22 protein-coding genes are annotated in these 23,331 nt (G+C 50.8%); all 22 read right to left on the reverse strand.

What is annotated here, in order from left to right; translation table 11 throughout:
• Positions 1–340: 340 nt before the first annotated feature.
• The 22 genes from HPY90_RS04320 to HPY90_RS04425 all read right to left on the reverse strand — a co-directional run bounded on the left by HPY90_RS04320 (position 341) and on the right by HPY90_RS04425 (position 23,328).
• Positions 341–1,369, reverse strand: coding sequence for a TRAP transporter substrate-binding protein (locus tag HPY90_RS04320; RefSeq protein WP_012032521.1), 1,029 nt, complete (start codon positions 1,367–1,369; stop codon positions 341–343).
• 16 nt (positions 1,370–1,385) lie between these two features.
• On the reverse strand, positions 1,386–2,063 hold the full coding sequence (locus HPY90_RS04325) for a response regulator (protein ID WP_012032520.1): 678 nt from the start codon (positions 2,061–2,063) through the stop codon (positions 1,386–1,388).
• Between the two features lie 31 nt (positions 2,064–2,094).
• Positions 2,095–3,735, reverse strand: a complete 1,641-nt coding sequence (locus tag HPY90_RS04330; RefSeq protein WP_012032519.1) for an ATP-binding protein — start codon at positions 3,733–3,735, stop codon at positions 2,095–2,097.
• 105 nt (positions 3,736–3,840) lie between these two features.
• On the reverse strand, positions 3,841–4,752 hold the full coding sequence (locus HPY90_RS04335) for a selenium metabolism-associated LysR family transcriptional regulator (RefSeq protein WP_012032518.1): 912 nt from the start codon (positions 4,750–4,752) through the stop codon (positions 3,841–3,843).
• Between the two features lie 105 nt (positions 4,753–4,857).
• Positions 4,858–6,105, reverse strand: a complete 1,248-nt coding sequence (locus tag HPY90_RS04340) for a methionine gamma-lyase family protein (RefSeq protein WP_012032517.1) — start codon at positions 6,103–6,105, stop codon at positions 4,858–4,860.
• Between the two features lie 45 nt (positions 6,106–6,150).
• Positions 6,151–7,104 carry an AAA family ATPase gene (locus HPY90_RS04345; RefSeq protein ID WP_287191800.1) on the reverse strand — a complete coding sequence of 318 codons (954 nt, stop codon included), beginning with the start codon at positions 7,102–7,104 and terminating at the stop codon, positions 6,151–6,153.
• A gap of 99 nt (positions 7,105–7,203) precedes the next feature.
• The gene (gene hfq, locus HPY90_RS04350) at positions 7,204–7,455 is read right to left on the reverse strand and encodes an RNA chaperone Hfq (protein WP_012032515.1); all 252 of its coding nucleotides are present in this window, start codon (positions 7,453–7,455) and stop codon (positions 7,204–7,206) included.
• A gap of 60 nt (positions 7,456–7,515) precedes the next feature.
• Positions 7,516–8,460, reverse strand: a complete 945-nt coding sequence (gene miaA, locus HPY90_RS04355) for a tRNA (adenosine(37)-N6)-dimethylallyltransferase MiaA (protein ID WP_287191620.1) — start codon at positions 8,458–8,460, stop codon at positions 7,516–7,518.
• A 7-nt stretch (positions 8,461–8,467) separates the two neighbouring features.
• Positions 8,468–9,274 carry a class I SAM-dependent methyltransferase gene (locus HPY90_RS04360; protein WP_287191621.1) on the reverse strand — a complete coding sequence of 269 codons (807 nt, stop codon included), beginning with the start codon at positions 9,272–9,274 and terminating at the stop codon, positions 8,468–8,470.
• Positions 9,271–11,088: a DNA mismatch repair endonuclease MutL gene (gene mutL / locus HPY90_RS04365; protein WP_287191623.1), complete on the reverse strand. Its 1,818-nt coding sequence runs from the start codon at positions 11,086–11,088 to the stop codon at positions 9,271–9,273. The genes HPY90_RS04360 and mutL overlap by 4 nt, the downstream gene beginning before the upstream one ends.
• A 13-nt stretch (positions 11,089–11,101) precedes the next feature.
• The gene (locus HPY90_RS04370) at positions 11,102–12,469 is read right to left on the reverse strand and encodes a histone deacetylase family protein (RefSeq protein ID WP_041533247.1); all 1,368 of its coding nucleotides are present in this window, start codon (positions 12,467–12,469) and stop codon (positions 11,102–11,104) included.
• A gap of 2 nt (positions 12,470–12,471) precedes the next feature.
• Positions 12,472–14,148 (reverse strand): hydantoinase/oxoprolinase family protein, encoded by a 1,677-nt coding sequence (locus HPY90_RS04375; RefSeq protein WP_012032510.1) that lies wholly within the window; start codon positions 14,146–14,148, stop codon positions 12,472–12,474.
• Positions 14,149–14,169: 21 nt separating this feature from the next.
• Positions 14,170–16,761, reverse strand: coding sequence for a DNA mismatch repair protein MutS (gene mutS, locus HPY90_RS04380; RefSeq protein WP_012032509.1), 2,592 nt, complete (start codon positions 16,759–16,761; stop codon positions 14,170–14,172).
• Between the two features lie 11 nt (positions 16,762–16,772).
• Entirely contained in the window at positions 16,773–18,140 is a 1,368-nt protein-coding gene (miaB, locus tag HPY90_RS04385) for a tRNA (N6-isopentenyl adenosine(37)-C2)-methylthiotransferase MiaB (RefSeq protein WP_287191628.1), read from the reverse strand.
• Between the two features lie 106 nt (positions 18,141–18,246).
• Positions 18,247–18,600: a phage holin gene (locus tag HPY90_RS04390; protein WP_287191631.1), complete on the reverse strand. Its 354-nt coding sequence runs from the start codon at positions 18,598–18,600 to the stop codon at positions 18,247–18,249.
• Entirely contained in the window at positions 18,601–19,404 is an 804-nt protein-coding gene (locus HPY90_RS04395) for an N-acetylmuramoyl-L-alanine amidase (RefSeq protein WP_287191633.1), read from the reverse strand.
• Positions 19,405–19,418: 14 nt separating this feature from the next.
• Positions 19,419–19,772 (reverse strand): hypothetical protein, encoded by a 354-nt coding sequence (locus HPY90_RS04400; protein ID WP_287191635.1) that lies wholly within the window; start codon positions 19,770–19,772, stop codon positions 19,419–19,421.
• Positions 19,773–19,777: 5 nt separating this feature from the next.
• Positions 19,778–19,999, reverse strand: a complete 222-nt coding sequence (locus HPY90_RS04405) for a hypothetical protein (protein ID WP_287191637.1) — start codon at positions 19,997–19,999, stop codon at positions 19,778–19,780.
• 5 nt (positions 20,000–20,004) lie between these two features.
• On the reverse strand, positions 20,005–21,114 hold the full coding sequence (locus tag HPY90_RS04410) for a reverse transcriptase/maturase family protein (protein WP_287191638.1): 1,110 nt from the start codon (positions 21,112–21,114) through the stop codon (positions 20,005–20,007).
• Between the two features lie 320 nt (positions 21,115–21,434).
• Complete coding sequence (gene avd, locus HPY90_RS04415) at positions 21,435–21,770, reverse strand: diversity-generating retroelement protein Avd (RefSeq protein WP_287191640.1); 336 nt, start codon at positions 21,768–21,770, stop codon at positions 21,435–21,437.
• 77 nt (positions 21,771–21,847) lie between these two features.
• The gene (locus HPY90_RS04420; protein WP_287191643.1) at positions 21,848–22,981 is read right to left on the reverse strand and encodes an SUMF1/EgtB/PvdO family nonheme iron enzyme; all 1,134 of its coding nucleotides are present in this window, start codon (positions 22,979–22,981) and stop codon (positions 21,848–21,850) included.
• Complete coding sequence (locus tag HPY90_RS04425; protein WP_287191646.1) at positions 22,978–23,328, reverse strand: AAA family ATPase; 351 nt, start codon at positions 23,326–23,328, stop codon at positions 22,978–22,980. The genes HPY90_RS04420 and HPY90_RS04425 overlap by 4 nt, the downstream gene beginning before the upstream one ends.
• Positions 23,329–23,331 lie beyond the last annotated feature (3 nt).

Below are 23,331 nucleotides of genomic sequence, written 5' to 3' on the forward strand. Positions count from 1 at the left end.
GCAGAACCCTGCCAGGCGCTCGGGTTGCTCTCCAGCAGTGCCCTACCCTCCTGGCAGGTAAGAGCCATTTATAGCTTAACCAATTTTTTCTGGGAATACCCATTTACACAAAATAATTTACACTCCCATTTATTAGCTTGTTTATATTTTATATTGATGCAATACAGCTCATACTATAACTTATCATAAATATCACAAAAATAGGCACTTTTTTCCCTTTCAAAGATCAAATAAGTGATGAACCGGGAAAAAAGATGTCTTTTTTACTTCCCGCTTTTAAACCCTTTTTGAAAAATATTGCCAATAGCCTTGCTAAAGATTTAAGGTAATTGTAAAGAGGTTATTCCTGGCGGGACTCTTCAAGATAATCTATAAGGTCTTCCCCTATGATTTCCCTGAACTCTTCATAAAGAGGCCTCAATGCTCTGACCCACTCTCTCTTTTCATCTTCGGTCTGATAGTGAACCTGTACCATACCGGAGGAAATTATTTGCTTTAAGCAATCCCTGTTAATTTGCAAGGCCTGCTCGTGCTCCCATTCTGTAACCTCCTGCAGCGTGCTTTCCAAAATGTTTCTGACATCTTCCGGCAGACTTGACCAGAATTCGCTGTTTGTCATTACCACGTAACCCATGTAACCATGGTTGGAAATGGTCAGGTAAGGCTGAACTTTATAAAAATTTTTAGAAAAAATATTTGATAGCGTATTTTCTTCTCCATCTACCGCCCGTGACTCGAGGACACGATACAGGTTGTCAAAAGTACCTTCTACAGGGTGTGCGCCAAGTTTCTCAAACTGCCTCTTTAAAACCTGGCTGTTAATCATTACTCTGAAAGTAAGCCCTTGAAAATCCTCTGGCTTAATCAGTGGCCTTACGCTGTTGGTCATTTGCTTGAATCCGCTGCCCCAGAAAGAAAGCGGCACAAGGTTGTTTGCTTTTAACCCATCGTACAGCTTTTTGCCCAGGTAGCTTTCCATTGCCCTGTGAACGGCCTCTTCATCAGCAAACGCGTACGGAAGATCAAAAACCTGCCACTGGGGGTACAGTAAGGACAGCTTTGATGTGGCGGGAGCGATCATCTGCACCGCGCCGGCCTGCAGGGCCTGAATTTCTTCACCATCCTTATAAAGAACGGAATTAGGAAAGACCTGAACCTCCACCCTTCCTCCCGTGCGTTCCTTGACAAGATTTGCAAAACGCTGGGCAGCAAGCCCTTTCGGAGTGTTCTCGGCCACCACATGGGAAAACTTGATAACGATTTTTTCTTCCCTGCTGACCTGTTCTGAGTCAACCACCCGCCTGCTGCATCCGGCAGCAATAACCACCAGCCATACGATGCACAAAAAAAGAAAAATCCGCAGATTCATTTCTTTACCCCTTGGGTTATTCCTTTATTCTGTACCTGTTAACCGGCCTTCCAACAGAGCCGTACTGGAGCTCTAGCACTACCTTCCCCGATTTTTCCATATAATCAAGATATCTTCTGGCAGTAACCCTGGCCAGTCCGACTCCTTCGGCCACTTCTTCGGCCGAAAGGGCAACGCCTTCCTTCAGAAGGTACAGGAAAACCTGCTTTAAGGTTACTTCGTTCAATCCTTTTGGAACCCCTTCATCTACCTGCTGGCCGCGGCCGAGCGTTAGGCTGTCGATTTCAGCCTGGTTCATCTGGGCCTGCCGCCTGAACCGGTTATACAGTGTTGCATAACTGTTTAGGGCCGCTTTTAGACGGGTAAATTTAAAAGGCTTGATAATGTAATCAATTGAGCCGTAACGAAAACCTCTCTGGATTGTTTCTGCATCCTGAGCGGCAGTTACAATAATCACATCGGTCGGCAGGCCGATGCGCCTTATTTCTTGAAGGGTGGTAAGACCATCTACATCGGGAAGGTAAATATCCAGAAGAACCAGATCGGGCGACAGTTCCTTAATCATTTCAATGGCTTCGCGGCCGGAACGGGCAACTCCTACCACTTTAAATCCGGGAACAGCATTGATGAAACCGCGGTTTACCTCAACCACCATGGGGTCATCTTCAACAATTAAGACGCCAATTTGGGACATTTGTTAATCCGCCTCCCCAAGATTGTCTGCTTTATGATTCTTTATAATTATTTGATGCCTTTGGGATACGAATGTTAAATTCAGTTCCCCCGCCATCTGGACACTTTAAGGAAATAGAACCCTGGGCTAGATCAACGTAACGCTTAACCAGGTAGAGACCCAGTCCCCGGTTTGCGGCCCCTTTAGTAGTAAATCCCTGGTCAAAAATTTTATCACGGGCATCTTCCGGAATGCCCGGTCCGCTGTCGCGCACGATCATTTCCAAGCTGCCCGGTTTGTCAAACAGGCCAAAATACACCCTCCGCCGGTCCGGTTGCTGCCGGCGGACGGCATCGAGTGCGTTTTCAATGAGATTGCCGATTATTATTACCAGCCCGCCGGTTTCAAGGGAAGGAGGCAGTTCTTTTAGGAAGGTGTTGCGGTCTATTTCCATTTCGACCCGCAGTTCTTTGGCCCTGTTGTATTTCCCCAGAATCAGGCCGGCTATGCTGTGATCAAAAATATTTTTGGACAGCAGCCTGGTCAACTCCTGCTGCTCTTCGGTCAGGTTAAAGATATAATCGAGGGCATGCTGGTATTTGCCGAGCTGTATTAATCCTGCTATGGTGTGAAGTTTATTCATGTGCTCGTGGTTCTGTACCCTTAATGCCTCCACAAAAGCCTTTACTCCGGTCAGTTCTTCTGCCAGCTTGTTAACCTCGGTTTTATCCTGAAAAGTAGAAACCGCTCCGATTATCTCACCCTTAAACCTGATCGGAACCCTTCTAACCAGAACCATGGTATCGTTTAAAAACATTTCGGTGTTTATATGAGCAATACCAGTGTGCAAGACTTCCGGCAACCTGGTGTTAGGAATAACTTCCTTAATATGCCGGCCGACAATTTCCTCTCTATTTTTCCCTATAATCCGCCCCGCTTCATTATTGGCAATGGTTATGCGGCCCTCTGTATCTATGGCGATTATGCCCTCGCTCATGGCCTGGAATGCTGCCTCCCGTTCCTCTAACAGGCGGGCAATCTCTTCTGGTTCCAGGCTGAACATGGCGCTTTTAATTTTCCTGGCCAGGTAGAGAGAGCCTAGAAGGCCTACTGCAAGCCCAATGCCCAGGGAATAATAAAGTTGAATTTGAATTGTTCTCAGAATGCTGCCTATTGTAGGGGTAAGTATTCCGACTATTACAACGCCGACCTGCCTGGTACCCTCATCAACCTTAATCGGGACAAACGCACGGACGGACGGACCCAGCACTCCTTCGGCACTGGATATATATTCGTTGTTAGCCAGGGCCGGGCCAAGATCAGGGTCATTAAACTTTTTGCCAATCCTGTCTTCCACCGGATGAGAATAGCGTCTGCCCTCCATATCCACAATAACTATATATTCAACGCCGGTGGCAAGCCTGGTACGTTCGGCAAGCGGCTGAATAAAAACCTCTCCGCCCGGCCTGCCGACATTTTTCTGGATCTCCTCAAATTGGGCCAGGGTCCGGGCAATGGCCATCGCCCTCATGCCGAGTTCTTTCTCCAGAGTTACGGAAATTTTTCCTACTACGATGAGCCCTCCAATTAAAATAGAAAGAAAAACCGATCCAAATGAAAGGATGGCCATTTTGGTGCGAAGGGTTAAAAACTTTTTTTTATTGTTTTTAGTTAATAATGAAGCCTTTTGCATGCGAGATTTATTTGACAAAATGAACTAAATTTCCTTCTAAATGTACAGCTAAAATTGGCCGGCCGGCTTTCCAAAAAAACGCTTCCTGTTTAACCAGGAAGCGTTTTAAAGAAGGAAACGTTCCAGAACATTCCTGTCATTAATGAATTCGGTGAAAGCCCTGATGGCAAACCCTTCTATACCCTGTTTATGCCTTACCTGATAGAGGCTACGGTTCATGTTGAGGCCGGTTACCTGAACCTCTTTTACCCGCCCCAATTCAAGAGCCTCCCTAGCGGCATATCTTGACACTATGCTCACTCCTAGACCCGCCTCCACTGCCGTTATAACAGCCCTGGTGCTGCCTAGCTCCATCCCTTGAGGGATTTTTTCAAGACTCAAATTGCATTCCTTTAACTTTTTTTCTATGGTCCGGCGAGTGCCGGAATCATGTTCGCGCATTATCATCGGTTCGTTTTTTAATTCGGACGCCTGGACAGCGCCTAAGCTTGCCCAACGGTGGGAAGGATTGACAATCAAAACAAGCTGGTCATCAATCCAGGGGCGGCACTCAAGACTTTCTCCTTCTATAAATGCACCTGTTATACCAAGGTCTATTTCCCTCTCCCGAACCCATTGTCCAACCTGCCCGCTGCCGGAAACCTTGAGGGTGATTTTTATTCCGGGGTATTTTTCCTTAAACTTACCAATCAATAAAGGCAAAAGATATTCCCCCGGAATTGTGCTCGCCCCCACTACTAGATGGCCTTTTTTCAGGTCTCTCAAATCATCAAGGCCTACTTTAATCTTCTGGTAATGCTTGAGCATTTGTTTGGCTTCCGGGTACAAAAGGCGTCCGGCTTCGGTAAGAATCACCTTCTTGTCGCCGCGCTGGAATAAAGCAACCTGCAGATCTTCCTCAAGGGCCTTGATTTGAAAGCTGACGGCCGGCTGGCTCATGTAAAGCTGCCGTGCTGCCTTGGTAAAGCTTTGTAATTCTGCCACCAGCAGGAATGCCTCTAACTGTTTTAAATTCATAAGAGCACCGCCATTATTAAAAATAATCGTTATAAAGATTCTCTATTTGTCTCTTAAAACCTCCTTCTAATATTAAATATTCATAAAATTTCAAAATATAAGTTTTTAAACTTTTAAAACTTCTCTGGCAGCCGATATCACAGCCAGTCTCACGTATTCCTTGGATAGGCCACCCTGGAGGTAAACGACGTAGGGCGGCCGGATGGGGCCGTCGGCGCTGAGTTCCAGCGAGGCCCCCTGGATGAATGTTCCGGCAGCCATAACCACCGGTTCTCCGTAGCCCGGCAGGGTACTTGCTTCCGGAACAACATGGGAGTCTACCGGGGAACACGCCTGTATGCCGCGGCAGAAAGCCAGCATCCTCTCCGGAGCATCCAGCCTGATGGCCTGCACAATATCATGCCGCTCTTCATCATACCGGGGCATCACCTCAAAGCCCAGCCTTTCAAAAAACCTTGAGGCAAAGACAGCTCCTTTCAAAGCCTCAGCAACAACATGGGGGGCAAGAAAAAGCCCCTGAAAAAGAAGCCTGTTATGTTCCAGCGTTGGTCCCACACCTGCACCAATGCCGGGGGCGGTCCACCTGTTTGAAGCCATTTGTACGTACTGCGCCTTGCCCACCACATAGCCGCCGGTTGCCGCAATCCCGCCGCCCGGGTTTTTTATCAGAGAACCCGCTGCCAGGTCGGCGCCTGCCTCTATGGGTTCCTCTTCTTCCACAAATTCACCGTAACAATTGTCAACAAAGATTATTGTATCTGGCTTTTTGTCTCTTATGAAATTTATAATTCTTTTCATTTCTCTTATGCTGAGGGAAGGATTTAAGCTGTAACCCCGTGAACGCTGCAGCATCACCATCCTGGTCCTGTCGCTTATGGCCTGTCCGACGGCTTCGTAATCAATTGCAGTCCTGTCAACAAGCCCGACCTGCCTGTAATTAATGCCAAATTCTTTAAGAGATCCATGATCCTCGCCTCTGATGCCAATCATTTCGCTAAGGGTGTCGTAAGGTTCTCCCTGGATGAAAAGCAGTTCATCCCCGGGGCGCAGTATGCCGTAGAGGCATAAAGCTATAGCATGCGTGCCGGATACTATTTGTCCGCGTACCAGTGCCGCTTCTGCCCTGAATATTTCGGCGTAAACTCTTTCCAGCGCTTCTCTGCCCGCGTCGCCGTAGCCATAGCCTGTCGAGCCCTTAAGATGGTAATCACTGATGTGCCACCTGCGGAAGCCTTCAAGAACCTTGGCGTGATTTTTTAAGGCTTTTTTTTCTATTGAAAGATAAACTTCCCGCACTTCATCTTCCACTTCTTTAGCCAAAAGCTCCAGATCAACAATAATTTTCACCGGCATTTTAATCTCCCCTGCAACATTCGGCTATATCTGGCAACCTGCCTTTTAATTACCCGCCGCACTTTCCAGATCCTCTCTGGTGATGGTCATCAGGTCGTTGCGGCTCAATTCGCCCTTTTTGTGTAAAAGCCTGACCGCCTGCCGCCGGATGGCCTGTTCGATTAGATTCCTCACCAGCCTGGCATTGCCGCTGTGTTCATGTCTTTTATGTTCCTTTTCAATTATAAAGCGAAGCTCTTCCCTGGCCCCGCTGGAAAGAACATACTGCCTCTGCTTAAGCATTATGTCTGCAATGGCCAAAAGTTCTTTAATGCTGTAGTCGGGAAAGGTGATATGAATTGGAAAGCGGGAACGCAAGCCCGGGTTGGTTTCTAAAAACCTGTCCATCTCCTCCTGGTATCCCGCCAGGATCAGGATAAGGTTGTCCCTGTGGTCCTCCATTCCCTTTACCATGGCGTCTATCGCCTCTTTGCCAAAGTCCTTTTCTCCTCCTCTGGCCAGGGAATAGGCTTCATCTATAAAAAGTATTCCGCCCAGGGCCTGCTTAATCTGCTCCCTGGTTTTCTGGGCCGTATGACCGATAAACTCTCCTACCAGATCGGCGCGCTCCACCTCAACCAGATGGCCTCTCGGCAGCACACCAACCTCCTTGAAAAGCCTGCCTAGAATTCTGGCCACCGTTGTCTTGCCGGTTCCCGGATTTCCTTTAAAGATCATGTGCAGCACAAGGTTTTCCACTGCTAGCTTCTCTTTTTGCCTTTTCTTCTGTATCTCTACAAAAGCATAAATTTCCTCGATTAATTTTTTTACACTTTGCAGCCCAACCAGAGAATTAAGTTCCATCATGATTTCCTGGGCTGTCTTAGGCGGGCCGGGCTCATATCCTCCTTTTACCGTCTTTCCGGCAGTATGGCTTACAGGCATTTTTTTTATTTTGGATTCGGGCCTTTGCACCTGACAAACACCTGGAAGCTGGCCGTTAAGAATTTTTATCTTCAACTGTTCCGACACCCCGCTCTGGTTCTGAGTCAATAAATTATACGCCCAAAGCGGCTCTTTACAACCTAAAAAAAAGCTCCTCGGTGAGGAGCCGTAATCTCAGGACTTTTCTGGTGCCTTGGCTTCAGAAAAAGAAGTGCTTACAGGCTTCAACGGGCTTACGGTGGAAATTGCATGCTTGTAGACCATCAACTGCTTGCCTTCACTTTCTAAAATCACCGTAAAATTATCAAAGCCCCTCACCATTCCCTTTAATTGAAAGCCGTTAACAAGGAAAATGGTAACAGGGATGTTTTCCTTTCTTACCTGGTTTAAAAAGGCATCCTGGAGGTTAATCTGGGGTTTTGTCATTGTAGGAGCTCCCTTCGTTGGAATGTTTTTCTTTTTTAAATAATATTGTTTCTACGTACCTTATAATACTCCTTCTGTGCATCTGGCAATTTCTTGGGCAATAGCCTCACAATCTGCAAAATTTTCTATTTTAAGCCATCTTATTTCTTTATAGCGGCGGAACCAGGTCATTTGCCTCTTGGCGAAGCGCCGTGTATTCCTTTTCAGGACTTCAACCGCCTCTTCCAAAGATAGCGTGCCATTTAAGTAAGATATCATTTCCTTATAGCCAAGCCCGCGCATTGAATTTAATCCGGGACTGAAGCCGCGCTGGAGCAGGTTTTGCACCTCCTCAATAAGTCCCATGGCAATCATCCTGTCAACCCTTTTTTCAATTCTCCTGTACAGAGCCTCCCTTTCCATGGTCAGACCGAACATTAAAAGGTTAAAAGGAGGGTCAGGTTCATCTAGCCTTTTAAAATTCGAAATGGGCTTTCCTGTAAGGTAATATACTTCCAGGGCACGAATTACCCTCCTTGTATTGGCAGGGTGGAGCTGCGAGGCTGTTGCCGGATCGATTTTGGCAAGCCTCTGGTGGAGCAGGAAGGGGCTTTCAGCGGCTTCTTTTTGAAGCTTTTTTCTCAGCGTTTTATCGGTGCCGGCTCCGCCAAAACTATAGTTCCTAATCAGGGCTTCTATGTATAATCCCGTACCGCCAACTACTATGGGTAAATTTCCCCTTTCAAGCACTTTTTTTATAACCGCCATTGCCTGCTCCCGGTAAAGAGCAACATTGTAATCCTGATCCGGCTCAACAATGTCAATCATGTGGTGCGGGATACCGCGCCTGTCGGCGTTTGTGGGCTTGGCAGTTCCGATGTCCATGCCCCTGTAAATAAGCATGGAGTCGGCTGAAATTATCTCCCCGCCTAACTTTTCGGCCACCAGCACGCCGACTTCGCTTTTTCCTGTAGCCGTAGGCCCTGTAATTACCAGGAGAGGTTCTTTTTTGTTCTCGCTGCTCATCTTTCTGCTAACCCTGCAAATCTATCACCCCGTAAGCTACGGGGGAGTATTTTCCTCCGTAAATTTTTTTAAACCCAAGTCGCTCAAATTCCAAACTGCCGCGCCTTTCCTTTAAAACAACCCTTTTTACGGCCGCCCTCAGCGCCAGTTCAACGGATTCCCGATCAACCGGGGCGTGATTGGCCAGCGTCCTGAAGGCATCTACTGGCGGCGATTTTCGCCCGGGCAGCCGGAACATGGGATCAAAGTAAACAACATCGTAACAGCAGGGCGGCAAAGTCGCCAGATATTCTTTGTAATCTGTGGTAATCACCGTTATCCTGCGCATTGCTGCAGCAATATCCTCTCCGGCCTTATTATATGACGACAATCCGGCACGGACCAGCGCCGATATTACTGGAGAACTCTCCAGGCCGGTTACCCGGCCGCCTGAACCGGTTACATAACTGGCTACAATCGCATCGGTACCTAAACCAAGGGTGCAGTCCAGAACCGAGTGTCCGGTTCCCAGAGACATGGCGTTAATCATTTGGTCAGTTTTCCCATCTTTTATTTCCTTTATACGCAGTATGGCAAGACTTGGGTGGAAAAAAAACTCCTTTCCCTCCGGCGAAATACAGGAGACTTTTTGCGCCGATACTACTATTAACCTTTCGACATTGAACAGCCGGGAGAGGCTTTTTAAGGAAAGATTGTTTCTCTCAAGAAAAACAGTATTCAATTCCGCGGCAAGCCTTTTTGCCGCTGCAACCTGTTCCGGGGACGGCCGGAGAGATGTCGTTACCGCAAATCTCAGATAATCTTTTTGTTTCATCTCCTGAAACGCAATTCCAGCTCCCTGAATGACAATTTGATAACGACCGGTCTTCCATGGGGACAAGTATACGGGCTGGCAGTTCCTGACAGCCTCTGGAGAAGCGCATTCATTGAAGGCAGCGAAAGCTTTTCTCCGGCCCTCACTGCGCTCCTGCAGGCAATTGAAGCGGCAGCCCATTTAAAGAAATCTGTCATACCCGCACCAGTTCCTTTACTTTCAAAGTAATCCAAAAGATCTAAAATTATTTCTCTTTCTTGCCCAGCGGGCAATTCAAAAGGTACACCCCTCAAAAGGAAAGTATTTCCTCCAAAATGTTCTATAACAAAGCCGGCGTCTGTAAACCAGATTATCCGTTCGATCAAAATGGAAGCTTCGCGGTAGTCCAGTTCCAGCATTACCGGAACAAGCAGGTACTGGCTCGGTCTGGTCCTGCCTGACGACAGGATTTCTTCATAGATAATCCTTTCGTGGGCTGCATGCTGGTCAACAATATAAAGCCCGTCTTCGCCTCCGGCCAGAATGTAAACGGGTGGAAAATGGGCAAGGGCATTTAAAACGGGCAGCTTTTCAACCTTATTGCCGTAGGCCGGGGTGTCTTCCGCTTCCCTGACCCATACCCTGTCTGCAACATATTCATGGGCATCAGGCAGGGTTAAACATTCCTGGATATTTTTTTTGTCGCCCGGAACATGCCTGTCAGAAGATCCCCCGCCGGGCGTTTTAATGATCCCCGCACCCAGGCCGTCGAAAATCTCAGCCCCGGGTTTATTATTTTCCAAGCGCAGTGCTGCCTGCCGGAAATTACCCGCGGACGGTATTACCGCTTTGTCAGCAAGAGCGTCTTTCAAGATGCCGGCCAACAGGCTTGCTGTTTTTTCTTCTTCCAGCAGGCGCACCTCCAGTTTGGCCGGATGTATGTTTACGTCCAACAGTTCCGGCGAAACTGATAAGGACAGAACCGCCACCGGCCTTCTCCCCCTGGACAGGAGGGTGCCGTAGGCTCCTTCAATTGCCTCCGCAATGGCAGGGCAGCGCACGTACCGTCCGTTTATTATTACCGTTATATGGCTGCGGGTGCTGCGGCTAAGAGATGGCTTGCCCAAATACCCGTTTATCGAGAGGCCTTCCGCAACAGCCTTTACCGCAATCATTTCTGCTGCAATCTGACGGCCGTAAACGGCAGCCAGCGAATCGATCAGGTTGCCCGAACCGGGCGAGTAAAAAACCCGCCTGCCCTTAATTCCCAGCTCAAAACAGATATCGGGGCGGGCTAGGGCCAGGCGTGATATCAGCCCACCGCACAGAGCGCCCTCGGCTGAAGGCGCTTTCATTGCCTTTCGTCTGGCCGGTGTGTTGTAAAACAAATCCCTTACCGTAATACTTGTGCCGGGGGGGCAGCCAATTGGCCCCTTGCCGATCAGCTCTCCCCCTGCAAATTCCGCCCTGGTTCCGGCCAAAGCATCGCGGGTCCGGGTGGCAACGGTTATTTTTGAAACCGCCGCTATACTGGGCAGGGCTTCCCCCCTGAACCCAAGCGTGGTTATGCGGTTTAAATCGTCACTGCACTTAATTTTGCTCGTGGCGTGGCGCTGGAAGGCCAGCACAAGGTCTTCCTCGCTCATGCCGCAGCCATCGTCCAACACGCTTATTGCTTGAAGGCCGCCTCCCTCAAGCTCAACGACGATTCTGCCGGCCCCCGCATCGATGGAATTTTCCACCAACTCCTTGACCACTGACACCGGCCGCTCTACCACTTCCCCCGCTGCTATCTGGCCGGCCGTAAATTCATCCAGAATAATTATATTTGCCAAGGCAGCACCTCCACTAGCCGTTCGAAAACCATTCCTGGCCGGTACTAACTTCATAGCCGAGGAAAGTGTCGGCGGCTTTGTCCTGAAGGTAAACGTACTGATAGTCCCTGTCCTTTTTAGACCTCTCATATGTTTCGGCCGCTTCCGCCCGGCAGACGGAACAGGCCTTGAAAGGCACAGAAAGGCACAAAACCTTCCCCGTCCTGCCATAGCCGTGATTGGCCGTCGAGTCAATGGACAGGTACCCCGGGCAGTCGTCGCACAGTTTAAGGCTTTCAAACTGAATTTCCTCTATATAATCCGTGTCGTAAAAAATCCTTCGCTTTCTTTGATAAAACCTGCCGTTGACTGATTTGGGGTCGGGCGAAGCTTTGTCGCGCATTTCCCAGTATTTTAACAGTTCCTCCACAAGCCTTTGTACCTGCGCCTTGCGTTCCGGGCTTTCTTTAAAGCGGCCCGGCCAGTAATCCGGCTCCCGCACTTCAGAATAGTCCAAACCGGCCAAAGCCAGAATGATAGCCATATTTACATACGGCAGGGCGGTTTCAATGGCATAGCCGCCTTCAAGCACGGCAATATCAGGCTTTAACTTTTCAGTCAGCCTGGCGTAACCCTGGGCTGTAATCCGCATGCTTCCCAGCGGATCGGTATAATGATTGTCCTGGCCTGCCGAATTTACAATAAAATCTGGCTTGAAATCTTTTAAGACGGGCACAATCAGGTTGTCAACCACGTACATCAGGCTTTCATCAGTTGTTCCGGGCGGCAAAGGTATGTTAATGGTCCGGGCAAAAGCTTTTGGCCCGCCCAGTTCATAGGTAAATCCGGTGCCGGGATAAAGCGTGCGGCCGTCCTGGTGAAAGGATATAAACAGAACATCGGGGTCATGCCAGAATATGTCCTGAGTACCGTCGCCGTGGTGCACATCCGTGTCAACAACGGCAATGCGGTTGATTCCATAGCGGCTGCGCAGTTTTTCTATCATAATGGCTTCATTGTTTATGTTGCAAAAACCCCTGTTTCCGTGCACCACCCGCATGGCGTGATGCCCCGGCGGCCTGACCAGGGCAAAGCCGTTAAGGATATTTCCGGCAACAATTTGTTCTGCCAGCAGGATTGCGGCACCGGCTGCAATCAGATGCGCTTCGGTGGTCTGGTCTTTTACCCGGGGCACACAAAAATGCACTCTGGCGACATCGTGAACTGTGGCCAATTTTGGGGCAAATTCAATTATCTGAGGCAGGTCCATTATGCCCTCCTCGAATATCTGGTCCCGGGTGTAAAGGAGCCTTTCCTCTCTTTCCGGATGGGTGGGCGAAATTGCCCAGTCAAAGGCCGGGAAGAAAATCAAGCCTGTTTGCTTATTTGAGACCCTTTTCATTTTCAATTCCCTCCCGTCCTTATACTGCACATAATACCCCTGGCAGTTTGCACAATGACCTCAATAAGCTTTCCTTTCGTCGTCCAGTCCCTGAACATATTGAACACTTCCTGGTGGGTAACCTCAATTTCTTCCGGCGCTACCTCCAGGCCGTACTTTAACGCCTTCCTGACCAGCATGTCCCTGGCCACATCCAGCGCTGTTTGCTCGTTAAAAGACCTCCTGTCGATCTTTTCTTTAATACCTTCTTCCTGGATAATGTAATAGCCTTGTTCGGTATCTGCCCGCAGACTCACCTGCATTGTCGGCTTGGCCACTGCAGCGCCGATTGCGTTGGCCACCGGCGCATAGGAAGGTATAACCGGACGGCACCCCAGTTTTTCAGCCACCCCGGCAATAAAACCCGGGGCGCCGCCTCCCACCCCGACCACAACGGAAGGTCTTACCTTTTGCTTTTGCAGCACTTCCCATACCCTGTAGGCAGGTTCCTGCTCCCATTCAAGAAACATCCTGTCTATTTCGTTTGCAATTTTTTCCACCACAAGGTTTATCACCTTTCCGGCAACATCGCTACCGTTCATGCCGGCGTCCTTTCCAAGCAGGGTCATGGCTTCCCTTGCCTTTTCCAGGTCTCCTAATTCGGTCATTCCAAGTGCCCTCAAGGCATCGGTCGGGGTTGGCGCCGGCCCTCCCAAACAATAGGCAGGCCCCATCCTCTCAGGACATATCGTCAAACCGGCACCGGTGCATTTTAGGAGGCTATCCCCTCCGACAGGAATGGATTTTACGGCCAGTGTGCGCACTTGGGTAAGCTGCCCTTCAACTCTTGCCCCTTTTGCAGAAAGAAGTGGCTTGCCGCTTAAAATTAAGGCGAGGTCGGTAGTGGTGCCGCCAATGTCCACTACAACGGCCGTTTCTCCCGGCGGAGTTAATGCCTGTACTCCCAACGTGCTTGCAGCAGGCCCGGAAAAAATCGTTTCTACCGGCATTTCTTCAGAACTTTTCAGGGGCAGAGTTCCGCCGTCTGCTTTTAAAATAAATACATCTGCCTTGATTTCACGCTTTTTCAGCGCCTGGCGGACCGATTCGACAAAATAACTGTAACGCTCACGTGTGGCACAGGTTAAGTAGGCAGTAACTGCTCTGCGCGGAAAGTTCAGCCTGCTTCCAATACGGGAACCCGTTTCAACCTGCCAGTAGGGGTATTTTTCGCTTATGATTGTAGCAACCTGCCTTTCATGGGAGTTATTGCGGGGGGAAAACTTTCCGACAACACCGACCTTTTTGTAACCTTTGGCGGCCAGGTCGGCCAAGGCAGATTCAATTTCACTCCTTTTTAAGGGGACTATTTCCCTGCCGCGGTAATCAATAGAACCGGAGAGTATATGCGCATCAGTGCCTAATTCATAGTACTTGTGGCTCAAGCCGGGCCCCGGAATTAAAAGGAGGGCAACCCGGTCGTATTTTTTTTCCGCTATTAAATTGGTAATCATCGTGGTGCTGAAGACAACTCTCTTAATATTTTTTTTATCAACATCTTTAAGAATAATATCCATTGCCTTTAAAATTGGCTCCAGAAGGTCTTTCCCGGTAGGCACCTTGGCCGTGGCCCTAACCCGGCCGTTTTCAACCAGTACCGCATCGGTGTATGTACCCCCTACATCAACACCGACATACATTGGCTTCCCCCCTCTTAAAAGCTAAAGAGATGTTGTCTTTAGTGTCGCGCTTTCAGTTAACTTCTTGTGCAGCATATAAAGCTTGTTGATTGCCTCCAGTGGAGTCATTTCCAGCACATTTAACCTGCGCAGCTCTTGAATGACATGGCACTCGTTTTCTTTATACCTGTATGCCGGCCATTCTTTTGCAGGTGAAGGCTGCGGCGGCCGTTCTGCGGCAAGCTCCAAGGTTTTTAAAATCTCCATTGATCTGTTTATAATTTCCCCAGGCAGGCCTGCCAACCTGGCCACCTGAATCCCGTAACTGCGGTCAGATTTTCCCGGCACCACCTTGCGCAAGAAAATGATATCTTCGCCTTCCTCCCTGACTGCCACATTAAAGTTGACAATCCCCGGCATACTGTCCAGGTCCGTCAGTTCGTGGTAATGGGTGGAAAATAAAGTTTTTGCCCGGATTTTTGTATGTATGTATTCGGCCAGCGCCCGGGCAATGCTAATACCGTCGTAAGTGCTCGTGCCACGGCCCACCTCGTCCATAATAATCAAGCTTTTTTCTGTTGCTTCATTAACAATAATACGGCATTCATTCATTTCCACCATGAATGTACTCTGCCCGCCGGCAATGTCGTCTGACGCGCCCACTCTGGTGAATATTCTGTCAAACACCGGTATTCTGGCAAATAATGCCGGCACGAAACTGCCAATTTGCGCTAACAAAACTATTAAGGCAACCTGCCGCATATAGGTACTTTTTCCGGCCATATTCGGGCCAGTTAACAGAATAAAGCGGCTTTCCTCGTTATCCATGAAGGTATCATTCGGCACAAACCGGCCGGGCCCCATAACCTGTTCCAAAACCGGGTGGCGTCCGTCCTTTACATGCAGTTTGCCGTCCTCAGCAATTTCCGGCCTAGAGTACCTCCCTTTAACGGCAGCTTCAGCCAGGGAATAAAGCGCGTCAGCCGTTGCTATGGCGGAAGCTGATTTTTGAATCCGGTGAATCTCCCCAGAAAGCCTTTCCAGCACTTCGTCAAACAAGCGCCGCTCCAGACTTGCAAGGCGCTCCTCCGCTCTTAAGATCATATCCTCATATTCCTTTAACTCAGGGGTTATGAATCTTTCAGCGTTGGCAAGCGTCTGTCTGCGCTGGTAGTCTTCAGGAACCAGCTCCAGGTTAGCCCTGGTAACCTCGATATAGTATCCGAAAACTTTATTAAAACCCACCTTGAGAGACTTTATGCCGGTTCGAGCGCGTTCACGCTCCTCCAGGCCGGCCAGCATGGATTTGCCTTCGCGCCTGGCCTGGCGGAGCCTGTCCACTTCATGATTATACCCTTTTTTTATAATTCCCCCGTCCTTCAAAGACAGCGGTGGGTTATCGTCTATTGCCGCCTCAAGCAACTCCCGCACTTCTTCAAGCGGATCGATAGACCGGGCAACATCTTTTAACAGTGCGGCACCGGCCTGGGCAAGTAACAGTTGTTTAATTAAAGGAAGATTGGCCAGCGATTTCTTTAAGCCGATCAGGTCGCGTGCATTTGCCGTGCCGAAAGATATCTTCCCCGTCAACCTTTCCAGATCATAAACGTTCTTCAGTAAACTTTTCAATTCCAGGCGCAGCATTGCATTCCCGGCCAAATCCTCTGTTGCCTCAAGGCGCGCCTTGATTTCTGCCACATCCAAAAGGGGCTGCTCGATCCAGTTTCTCAGCAGCCTTCCGCCCATGGCGGTGACGGTATGATCTATTACTGAAAGCAGCGTGTTTCTTCGTGATCCGTCAGAGATAGCCCTGGTCAGTTCGAGGTTGCGCCTGGTGTTGGCATCCAGTATCATGTACTTACCGGGGCGGTAAAAAGCAGCCTTGTTTATATGCTTCAATACTCTTTTCTGAGTTTCCCTTAAAAAAATGAGGAGGGCGCCTGCCGCCGCAACTGCAGCATGATAATCAATTGTCCTATTGCACAAAGAACCGGCAGACCCAAACTGCTCCTCAAAAGCCGGCACGGCTTCCGCCGGAGAAAAGGCTGTATCCCTGTAACCGCTTACTGCCAGAATTCCCTGCTGTTTTAAATCCCCTCCCATTTTGTCAGAATATGCCAGGGGAATAATCACTTCGGCCGGGTTTAGCCTTGCCATTTCATCAATTAACTCGCTCCATGCTCTGACACCGGAGAAAGAGCTGACCATAAAAACTCCTGTAGTGATATCGGTAACGGCAAGTCCGTATCCCTCTTCAAACGGGGCAATACTGGCCAGATAATTGTTTTTTTTGTCCTCCAGGAAATGACCTTCCGTAACCGTGCCCGGAGTAATTACCCTCGTTACCTCCCGGCGGACGATGCCCTTCGCCTCGGCAGGATCCTCCACCTGCTCACAAATGGCAACCCGGTACCCCTTGCTGATCAGCCTGGCAATGTAGCCGTCGGCAGCATGATAAGGTATGCCGCACATAGGAACGCGCTCGCTTCCTCCGTCCCTTCCGGTAAGGGTTATCTCCAGTTCTCTGGAGGCAAGGCGCGCATCGTCAAAAAACATTTCGTAAAAGTCGCCCAGGCGAAAAAAAAGGATGGCATCCGGATACTGTTTTTTTATCTCAAGATATTGCCTGATCATCGGAGTAAAAGTCACCGGGATCCCTCCTGGTGATAATTATAACTTAATATTCCTGTTAAATGGGCTAATCTTGCGCCAGTTACGGTTACCGGGACAACTTTGCCGACGAGGCTGGGATCGCCGCTAAAAATAACCGTTTTATTTCCCCTGTTCCTGCCGTAAATGAACCCTGAGCCCCTGTCTTTCTCCCCTTCCACCAGGACTTCCTGGGTTTGCCCGACCTCCTCTTCGTTTCTTTCCAGGCTGATTTTATTTTGCAGCTTAATCAAGGCCTGAATTCTTTCTTTCTTTACATTCTCTGCTACTTGGTCCGGCATTTCAGCGGCCGGTGTGCCCGGCCTGATGTTATAGACAAACGTATAGGCGCTGTCAAAGCGGATCTCTCTGACCAGATCCAGGGTGTCGTTAAAATCCTCATCGGTTTCTCCTGGAAAACCGACCATTATGTCAGTAGTTACGGTTGCATGCGGAATAAGGGATTTAATATATCTGATTAGATCTACATATTCTTCCCTTGTATATCCCCTGTTCATTTTTTTTAAAATCCGGTTGCTGCCTGCCTGCACCGGCAGGTGGAAATGCTCGCACACCTTTTTTGAGGCAGCAATTGCTTCGACCAGCCTTAAGCTAAAATCCCTCGGATGCGATGTCATGTAGCGTATTCTATCGATACCGTCGATATTTTCCAGGGATTCGAGCAGAGAGGCAAAATCTGTTTTAACTCCGAGGTCCTTGCCGTAAGAATTCACGTTCTGTCCCAGGAGGATTACTTCCTTAAATCCTTCCCCGGCAAGCCTTGCTACCTCTTCATAGACAGCCTCGGGACTGCGGCTTTTTTCCCTTCCCCTTACATACGGTACTATGCAGTAGGTGCAAAAATTATTACAGCCGTACATTATCGTGACCCAGGCGCGAACCCCCTCCTTTCTCTTAACGGGCAACTCTTCCCGGAGTTCGCCGCCATAACCCGGCCATATCTCAAGGACCTGCTTTTGCCCCTCGATAACCTTGCCGATCAGTTCCGGGAGTTGATGTACATTGTGCGTGCCGAAAATCAAATCGACATGCGGGAAAAGCTGCTTTATTCTTTCGGCCATGCCTTCCTGCTGGGGCATACAGCCGCATACGCCAATGATCAGGTTAGGGTTCTGTGCCTTTTGCCGGCGCAGCCGACCTAGCAGGGAAAACACCTTGTTTTCCGCGGTTTTGCGCACACAGCAGGTATTTATAAGAATAATATCGGGATCTTCCGAATTACCGGCCTGGCAATAGCCCATGCTTTCCAGTATGCCAGCCAGCACCTCTGAATCATGTTCGTTCATCTGGCAGCCGAAGGTAAATGTGATATACTTCCGCCGACGATCATCTCTATCGCTCATTAAAGTCCATCCCTTCCGATTTTCAAGACTCACAACTATTATACCGTACGGTCCGGCCCAAAACAACAAAAGGAGGGGCCGGTCTGTCCGTGCCCCTCCTGCCATATTACGCCTGCTTGGCCCATTCCTCGCCAAACTCGTCCTTGAATGTCCGTAAGGCCGCTTCGATTAAGCCTTTGATCTCCTCGGGCGTTATCTTCAGGCCCAGTTCTCCCGCCCTGGCCGCCAGCCACTCGGCGGCCTTTTGGTATTTCGCTTCCCCATGGATATCCTTATAAACCTGCTCAACAAACCGTACCGCAAGGGCTGCCAGTTCTTGCTTTGCGGCAAGTTCAGCCTCAATCCGCTTCATCCCCTCTACGCCCAGGCGCTTGCGGAACCAGGCTACCGCGTAGCCGGCCGCTACGGTTGCCAAAAGCACCAGAACGTCATATAGCACCCGCAAAAGCAAATCGTCCATTTACGCCGCCTCCTTGATCATTTTCTTAACCTCGGCCAGGACGTACTCGATGGCCCGGCCCACGATCACAGCCGCCTCCGCCCTGGTAATCGGCGCATCCGGGGCGAAAGTGCCGTCCTCCCGGCCGCGCACAATCCCCAGTTGAGCCAGATGCTCGATGTTGCCCTGAGCCCAGTGGCCTATGATGTCCTTGAACATGGCTGCCGCCACCTCCTCGATTTTCAAACCGAAATACATCATGATGGCCCGGGCAATCCCCTGGGCCTGTTTCCGCAGAAAACCATCGTCGAACAGCAGTGCCGCCTCCTCCGGGTTTGTAAGGAAGCCGCGCTCCAATATAGCCGCCGGCATGTCCGTCTCGCGGATTACCGCATAGTAGTCAACTCCTGGGTGCTTCTCGCTCTCTCTGGTCCATACGCCCCTGTCTCCCCGGGGGAAGGGCTGCCGGCCCGTGACCAGTGTTACCTGGTCCACCAAAAGCCTGGCCAGTTTGTTGCCCCCTTGCCCCGGCTTGGAATGGATACTGTGAATAGCATGGTGTCCCTTGGCGCTCGGGCCGCCCGCAGCATCCGCGTGGAGGCTCACGAAAATATCGGCTCCCCAGCGGTTCGCTATCTGGCACCGCTCGGAGAGGCTAACGTCCCGGTCGTCCCGCCTGGTCAGCAGCACATCGATGCCTCTGCTCTTCAGTTCCTGCTCAACGAGAATGGCTACCCGGAGGTTAGTCTCCTTTTCTGGCCGGCCGTTTACCCCCATGGCCCCCGGGTCGCTCCCCCCGTGGCCGGGATCAATGCACACTCTCACCTAACAACACCTCCTTAAATTGTGGGTTTATTAGAAGCGCCGGTCTGCCCTTCTCCGCCGCCCTCGTCTCTCGGGGTATAAACCTGTTGTGGCGGAGGCGAGTAATAGCCATCATAAGAGTATGGTGGCTGGTACGGTGAGACCTGACCCCGCCGCCCAAGCGTAGGCCACCCAATCCGTTCAATGGCTTTTTTGGCAATGGCCGCAATGATCGGGTATCCCAAGACAGCGAAAAAATCGACCTGATTTGTGGAGACATCTCCAGCCAGGGCGATTTTTACTCCAACAAAGACATACAGCCCCAGTGATGCAAGGACCGCAAGGTCCTCGATAGTGATCCCATCAGGATCATTCCAAAATCCCCGCATGGCCATCACCGCCTGGCCCGCTCGAGAAGCTCGTCTATCTTAGCCTCCTGCCGGGCTAACGCCACCTGGATCAAGGTCGTTAACTGCTCTAAGGCCTTGGTGTTGTTTTGGACCACCTCCGCTAACTCCTGGTCACTCTTGTGCTTGAACCACTGGGCTACCAAGAAAATCAAACCTGCCACCGTGAAAAATGCAATGCCATATTGCGCGAGATCAGGCCCGGGCATAAGCCTCACCCCTTGGCCAGGTTATCATCGTTTTCACCGGCATCCCCTCCTCGTACAAAAACAAGATCGTCAAACAACTTCTTCCGCAGCCTGTAGCTGTTGCAATGCTTGAGCAGCCCAAGGTAGGACTGCACGCTGGCGTTCACCTCGTCAAAGCTGACCTCGCCCCGGGCATAGGCCCTCTGAAGGTATTTCAGGCGCCGCTTCATTTTGAGGGCCGTCCTCTTGCGGAGCTTCCTATGAGTGGGCCATATCCGGTAGCCACAGAAGTCAATCCCCTGGTCCGCAGTCCGGACGGTGGTCTTGTCGTTGAGCACCAGGTGCAGATGGTCCTCCAGAAAGGCACCGATCTCTTCTTTGAGCCGCCACAAGTATTTCTTATCCGGGTGCAAAATGATCACATCGTCCATATAGCGGATATAATGCCGGACTTTCAGGACGTGCTTGGCATACTGGTCCAGCTCGTTCAGGTAGAGGTTGGCGAACATTTGACTTGTTAGGTTGCCTATAGGCATACCCACTCCCTCGACCCTCTCGCACTCGAAACCGTGGTCGCCCAGAGGGATGCCAAACTTGGTGTCCTCCGACCGGACGATGGTCTCTAGCAGCCAGAGCATGTCCTCGTCGGCTATTATCCGCCGTAAGATCCCCATGAGAACGTCGTGGTCTACCCGGTAGAAATACTTGCTTATGTCCAGCTTAAGGACGTATACCCTGGGGTATCTTCTGGCCAGATACCGGAGCCAGTATTGAAGCCTATCCGCCGCCCGGTGGGTCCCGTAGCCCACCCTGCAGGCGTAACTGTCCGAGATATAGCGCCGCTCCAAAAGCGGGTTAAGTACCCTGTAGATGGCCCACTGGACCACCCGGTCCTTAAATGGCAATGCCATAATCAGCCGTTTCTTCGGGTCGTAGACAAAAAATTCCCTGTATCGGCCCACCTTGTAGGTTTTCCAGATCAGCTCGTTCTGAATGCTGATCAGGTTTTCCTCGAGGTTGCGGGTAAACGCCAGGACTTCGTCCTGAAACCTTTTGCATTTACGGGCCTCCTTGTAGGCCTCCAGAAGGTTCTCGAAATCGTAGACCTTGGGATATAACCCCTTAAGTTTCTTCATGTCATCACCTCTAAAAAGAGGCGCCGGGCGTGGCACCCTTCGCCCTCGCGGGTTACTAACTGCCTTCCCGGCAATTCAGTTTTTTGCCGGTCCCGATATCGAGGCACGGCAGGGAAGAAAGCCCCTTTACCCCTGCGCGCTGGAGGCCGGCCCGTGAGCCGGCCACTTGTGGCTACAGGGTGAAGCCGCGCGGAAGCCGATGTTGTTGTCCGAGTTCGAGCGGGCGTTGTTCAGGTTCAGAGCAAAAACCCCGGCTTGCGAACCATTGTCCCAATTCCCGCCCCGGATCGGGAGGCGCTTTGGCTTTCTCCCCAAAATGATTAACGGGCTGACTTAAGCCAGCCGCCAATCATTTTCCCTATTTCTGTGGTCATCTTAGACCAGTTCTCGTACTTTTTGATGGGTAGAAACTCCAGGTCCTTTGCAAGCCGTATATAATGGCGGAGGATTTCTAACTGGACGTCAGCCTCCTGGATTGCGTTCCTCTTGTAGTATCGCCTATTGGCCATGATGATGGCCTTTAGCAACTCAAACATGGCCCGCTTGGTCTCGGCCGCCAAAGTGTGCTTCTCGCTCTTGGGGTACTGCCGCAGGCAAATGTATCCGTACTGGATCATGTCGTAGGTTTTTTGTAGAACCTTCAACTCCTCAGCCAAGGCTTTTACCCCCGTGTTCAAGAACTGGGAGGGCGGGCTGTCGCCCGCCCAGCAGATTTCAGGTTTCAAAACCCAGATTACACGGGAATAAAAGCCGAGCGGAAGCCGAGGGCGTGGGCCGAGTGCGAGCGGGCGCTGTTCAGGTTCAGAGCAAAAACCCCGGCTCGCGAACCATGGCCCCAATGCCCGCCCCGGAGCGGGAGGCGCTCGCCGTAGTTACGCACCCAGAGGCCGTCGCCACCAAGGCCAGTGCCGGGGGGTTGGATAGCCAGATGTTTCAGCATGGCCGGGGGCGTAAAGCCGGTTTCGGCGGTGAGACTTTCAAAGCTAACGAATTCCCACCCGTAATAGGCGTCAGTTGTCGGGTCAGTGATATACATGGGGTTGGTGCGGTCCGGGCTTAAAATGGGATCGCCGGCTATCTCGTGGTCGGTCTGAGTCGTATCGCCCGCCACGGTGCTGTCGAAGAATGCTCCGGTATCCACCCAGCCGGTCACATCATGGCTGTTGTTTTGAGTCTCAAAGTTGTTTTGGGCCACTCCGCCGGCGCCATGGACGTATATCTTACCATCGTGGAGTTTCAGACCGTCGACCCACTCCCATACGTTGCCGTTTAGGTCGGCAATGCCAAATGGGGTGTTGTCGTGGTACCAAGAGGCGGGTCCACTACCCGTGGCCACTCGGCCTACGTGGTAATAATTCGCGCCGTCAATCTTGTAGGCCCGATTGTTCCAGTTGTAAGTGAGAATCCAGTCATAGATTTTGCGGCCGTTCTCATACAGCGCTCCATGGTCGGCTCCGGCATAGTTATTTCCCCGCGGTAAGAAACCGTTCTTCCAGCACCAGAGGGCAATCGCGGCCCACTCCGCGTTCGTCATCAGGTGCCAGCCTTTACCCTTGGCAGTGCAGTAGCCCCTGGCCTGGTCGAAGTTCACATAGACCTTCGGGTCCTGCATCGGCAGGGAGAGGGCGCGGCCGCCTACCACTACGTTCTGAAACTTCGAGATGAAAATTTCATCGATTATCCGGCCGTTTACTATAAACGCCGGATGAGGATCTGCCGGCCATGTTGGGTCAATGTCGCTTAACTTGAACCGCGGAACCACGACCATAACGGAGGGGTAACCCAGGTCGTCATAAAGCACTGTATTCTTCCCGCCAGAAGCAGCTTCTACAGCCTGCCGGTAGGTGTCTTTAATACTGAAGATCATACTTCACTACCTCCTTCGCTAGTTTCGGGCAAGGCCCATAAATTGAGGACCACGGCATCTAGGTCCAAAGGTAAGGCCTCCGATGCCAGAACCGGCGCCCCGTTCTCGTCTACCTTACCGGTGTCCACCAGGTGATAGCGCCTGGGTGGAATGATGATGGTGGCCACGTACCATCGCCCCATGCCTTCCACCAGGTGGCCGTCGTCGAGGCAGATATCGATCACCGTCTCCGTATCCTGCTGCCGGGCTGCCAGATCAATCGAAATGGTTCCGCCGCCTAGGCTCAGGACCGTCCCGTTCAGCGCGTAGTCGATTTTCGGCCCCGCATTTACTTCTCGCACAATCATTCG

It is taken from the genome of Syntrophothermus sp. (assembly GCF_013314835.1).
In the GTDB taxonomy this organism is placed as follows: Bacteria; Bacillota; Syntrophomonadia; order Syntrophomonadales; family Syntrophothermaceae; genus Syntrophothermus; species Syntrophothermus lipocalidus.

Coding starts and splice junctions, on each gene's coding strand:
- HPY90_RS04320 (WP_012032521.1), bottom strand. CDS start 1,369: ATGAATCTGCGGATTTTTCTTTTTTTGTGCATCGTATGGCTGGTGGTT.
- HPY90_RS04325 (WP_012032520.1), bottom strand. CDS start 2,063: ATGTCCCAAATTGGCGTCTTAATTGTTGAAGATGACCCCATGGTGGTT.
- HPY90_RS04330 (WP_012032519.1), bottom strand. CDS start 3,735: ATGCAAAAGGCTTCATTATTAACTAAAAACAATAAAAAAAAGTTTTTA.
- HPY90_RS04335 (WP_012032518.1), bottom strand. CDS start 4,752: ATGAATTTAAAACAGTTAGAGGCATTCCTGCTGGTGGCAGAATTACAA.
- HPY90_RS04340 (WP_012032517.1), bottom strand. CDS start 6,105: ATGCCGGTGAAAATTATTGTTGATCTGGAGCTTTTGGCTAAAGAAGTG.
- hfq (WP_012032515.1), bottom strand. CDS start 7,455: ATGACAAAACCCCAGATTAACCTCCAGGATGCCTTTTTAAACCAGGTA.
- miaA (WP_287191620.1), bottom strand. CDS start 8,460: ATGAGCAGCGAGAACAAAAAAGAACCTCTCCTGGTAATTACAGGGCCT.
- HPY90_RS04360 (WP_287191621.1), bottom strand. CDS start 9,274: ATGAAACAAAAAGATTATCTGAGATTTGCGGTAACGACATCTCTCCGG.
- HPY90_RS04370 (WP_041533247.1), bottom strand. CDS start 12,469: ATGAAAAGGGTCTCAAATAAGCAAACAGGCTTGATTTTCTTCCCGGCC.
- HPY90_RS04375 (WP_012032510.1), bottom strand. CDS start 14,148: ATGTATGTCGGTGTTGATGTAGGGGGTACATACACCGATGCGGTACTG.
- mutS (WP_012032509.1), bottom strand. CDS start 16,761: ATGATCAGGCAATATCTTGAGATAAAAAAACAGTATCCGGATGCCATC.
- miaB (WP_287191628.1), bottom strand. CDS start 18,140: ATGAGCGATAGAGATGATCGTCGGCGGAAGTATATCACATTTACCTTC.
- HPY90_RS04390 (WP_287191631.1), bottom strand. CDS start 18,600: ATGGACGATTTGCTTTTGCGGGTGCTATATGACGTTCTGGTGCTTTTG.
- HPY90_RS04400 (WP_287191635.1), bottom strand. CDS start 19,772: ATGCGGGGATTTTGGAATGATCCTGATGGGATCACTATCGAGGACCTT.
- HPY90_RS04405 (WP_287191637.1), bottom strand. CDS start 19,999: ATGCCCGGGCCTGATCTCGCGCAATATGGCATTGCATTTTTCACGGTG.
- HPY90_RS04410 (WP_287191638.1), bottom strand. CDS start 21,114: ATGAAGAAACTTAAGGGGTTATATCCCAAGGTCTACGATTTCGAGAAC.
- HPY90_RS04420 (WP_287191643.1), bottom strand. CDS start 22,981: ATGATCTTCAGTATTAAAGACACCTACCGGCAGGCTGTAGAAGCTGCT.
- HPY90_RS04425 (WP_287191646.1), bottom strand. CDS start 23,328: ATGATTGTGCGAGAAGTAAATGCGGGGCCGAAAATCGACTACGCGCTG.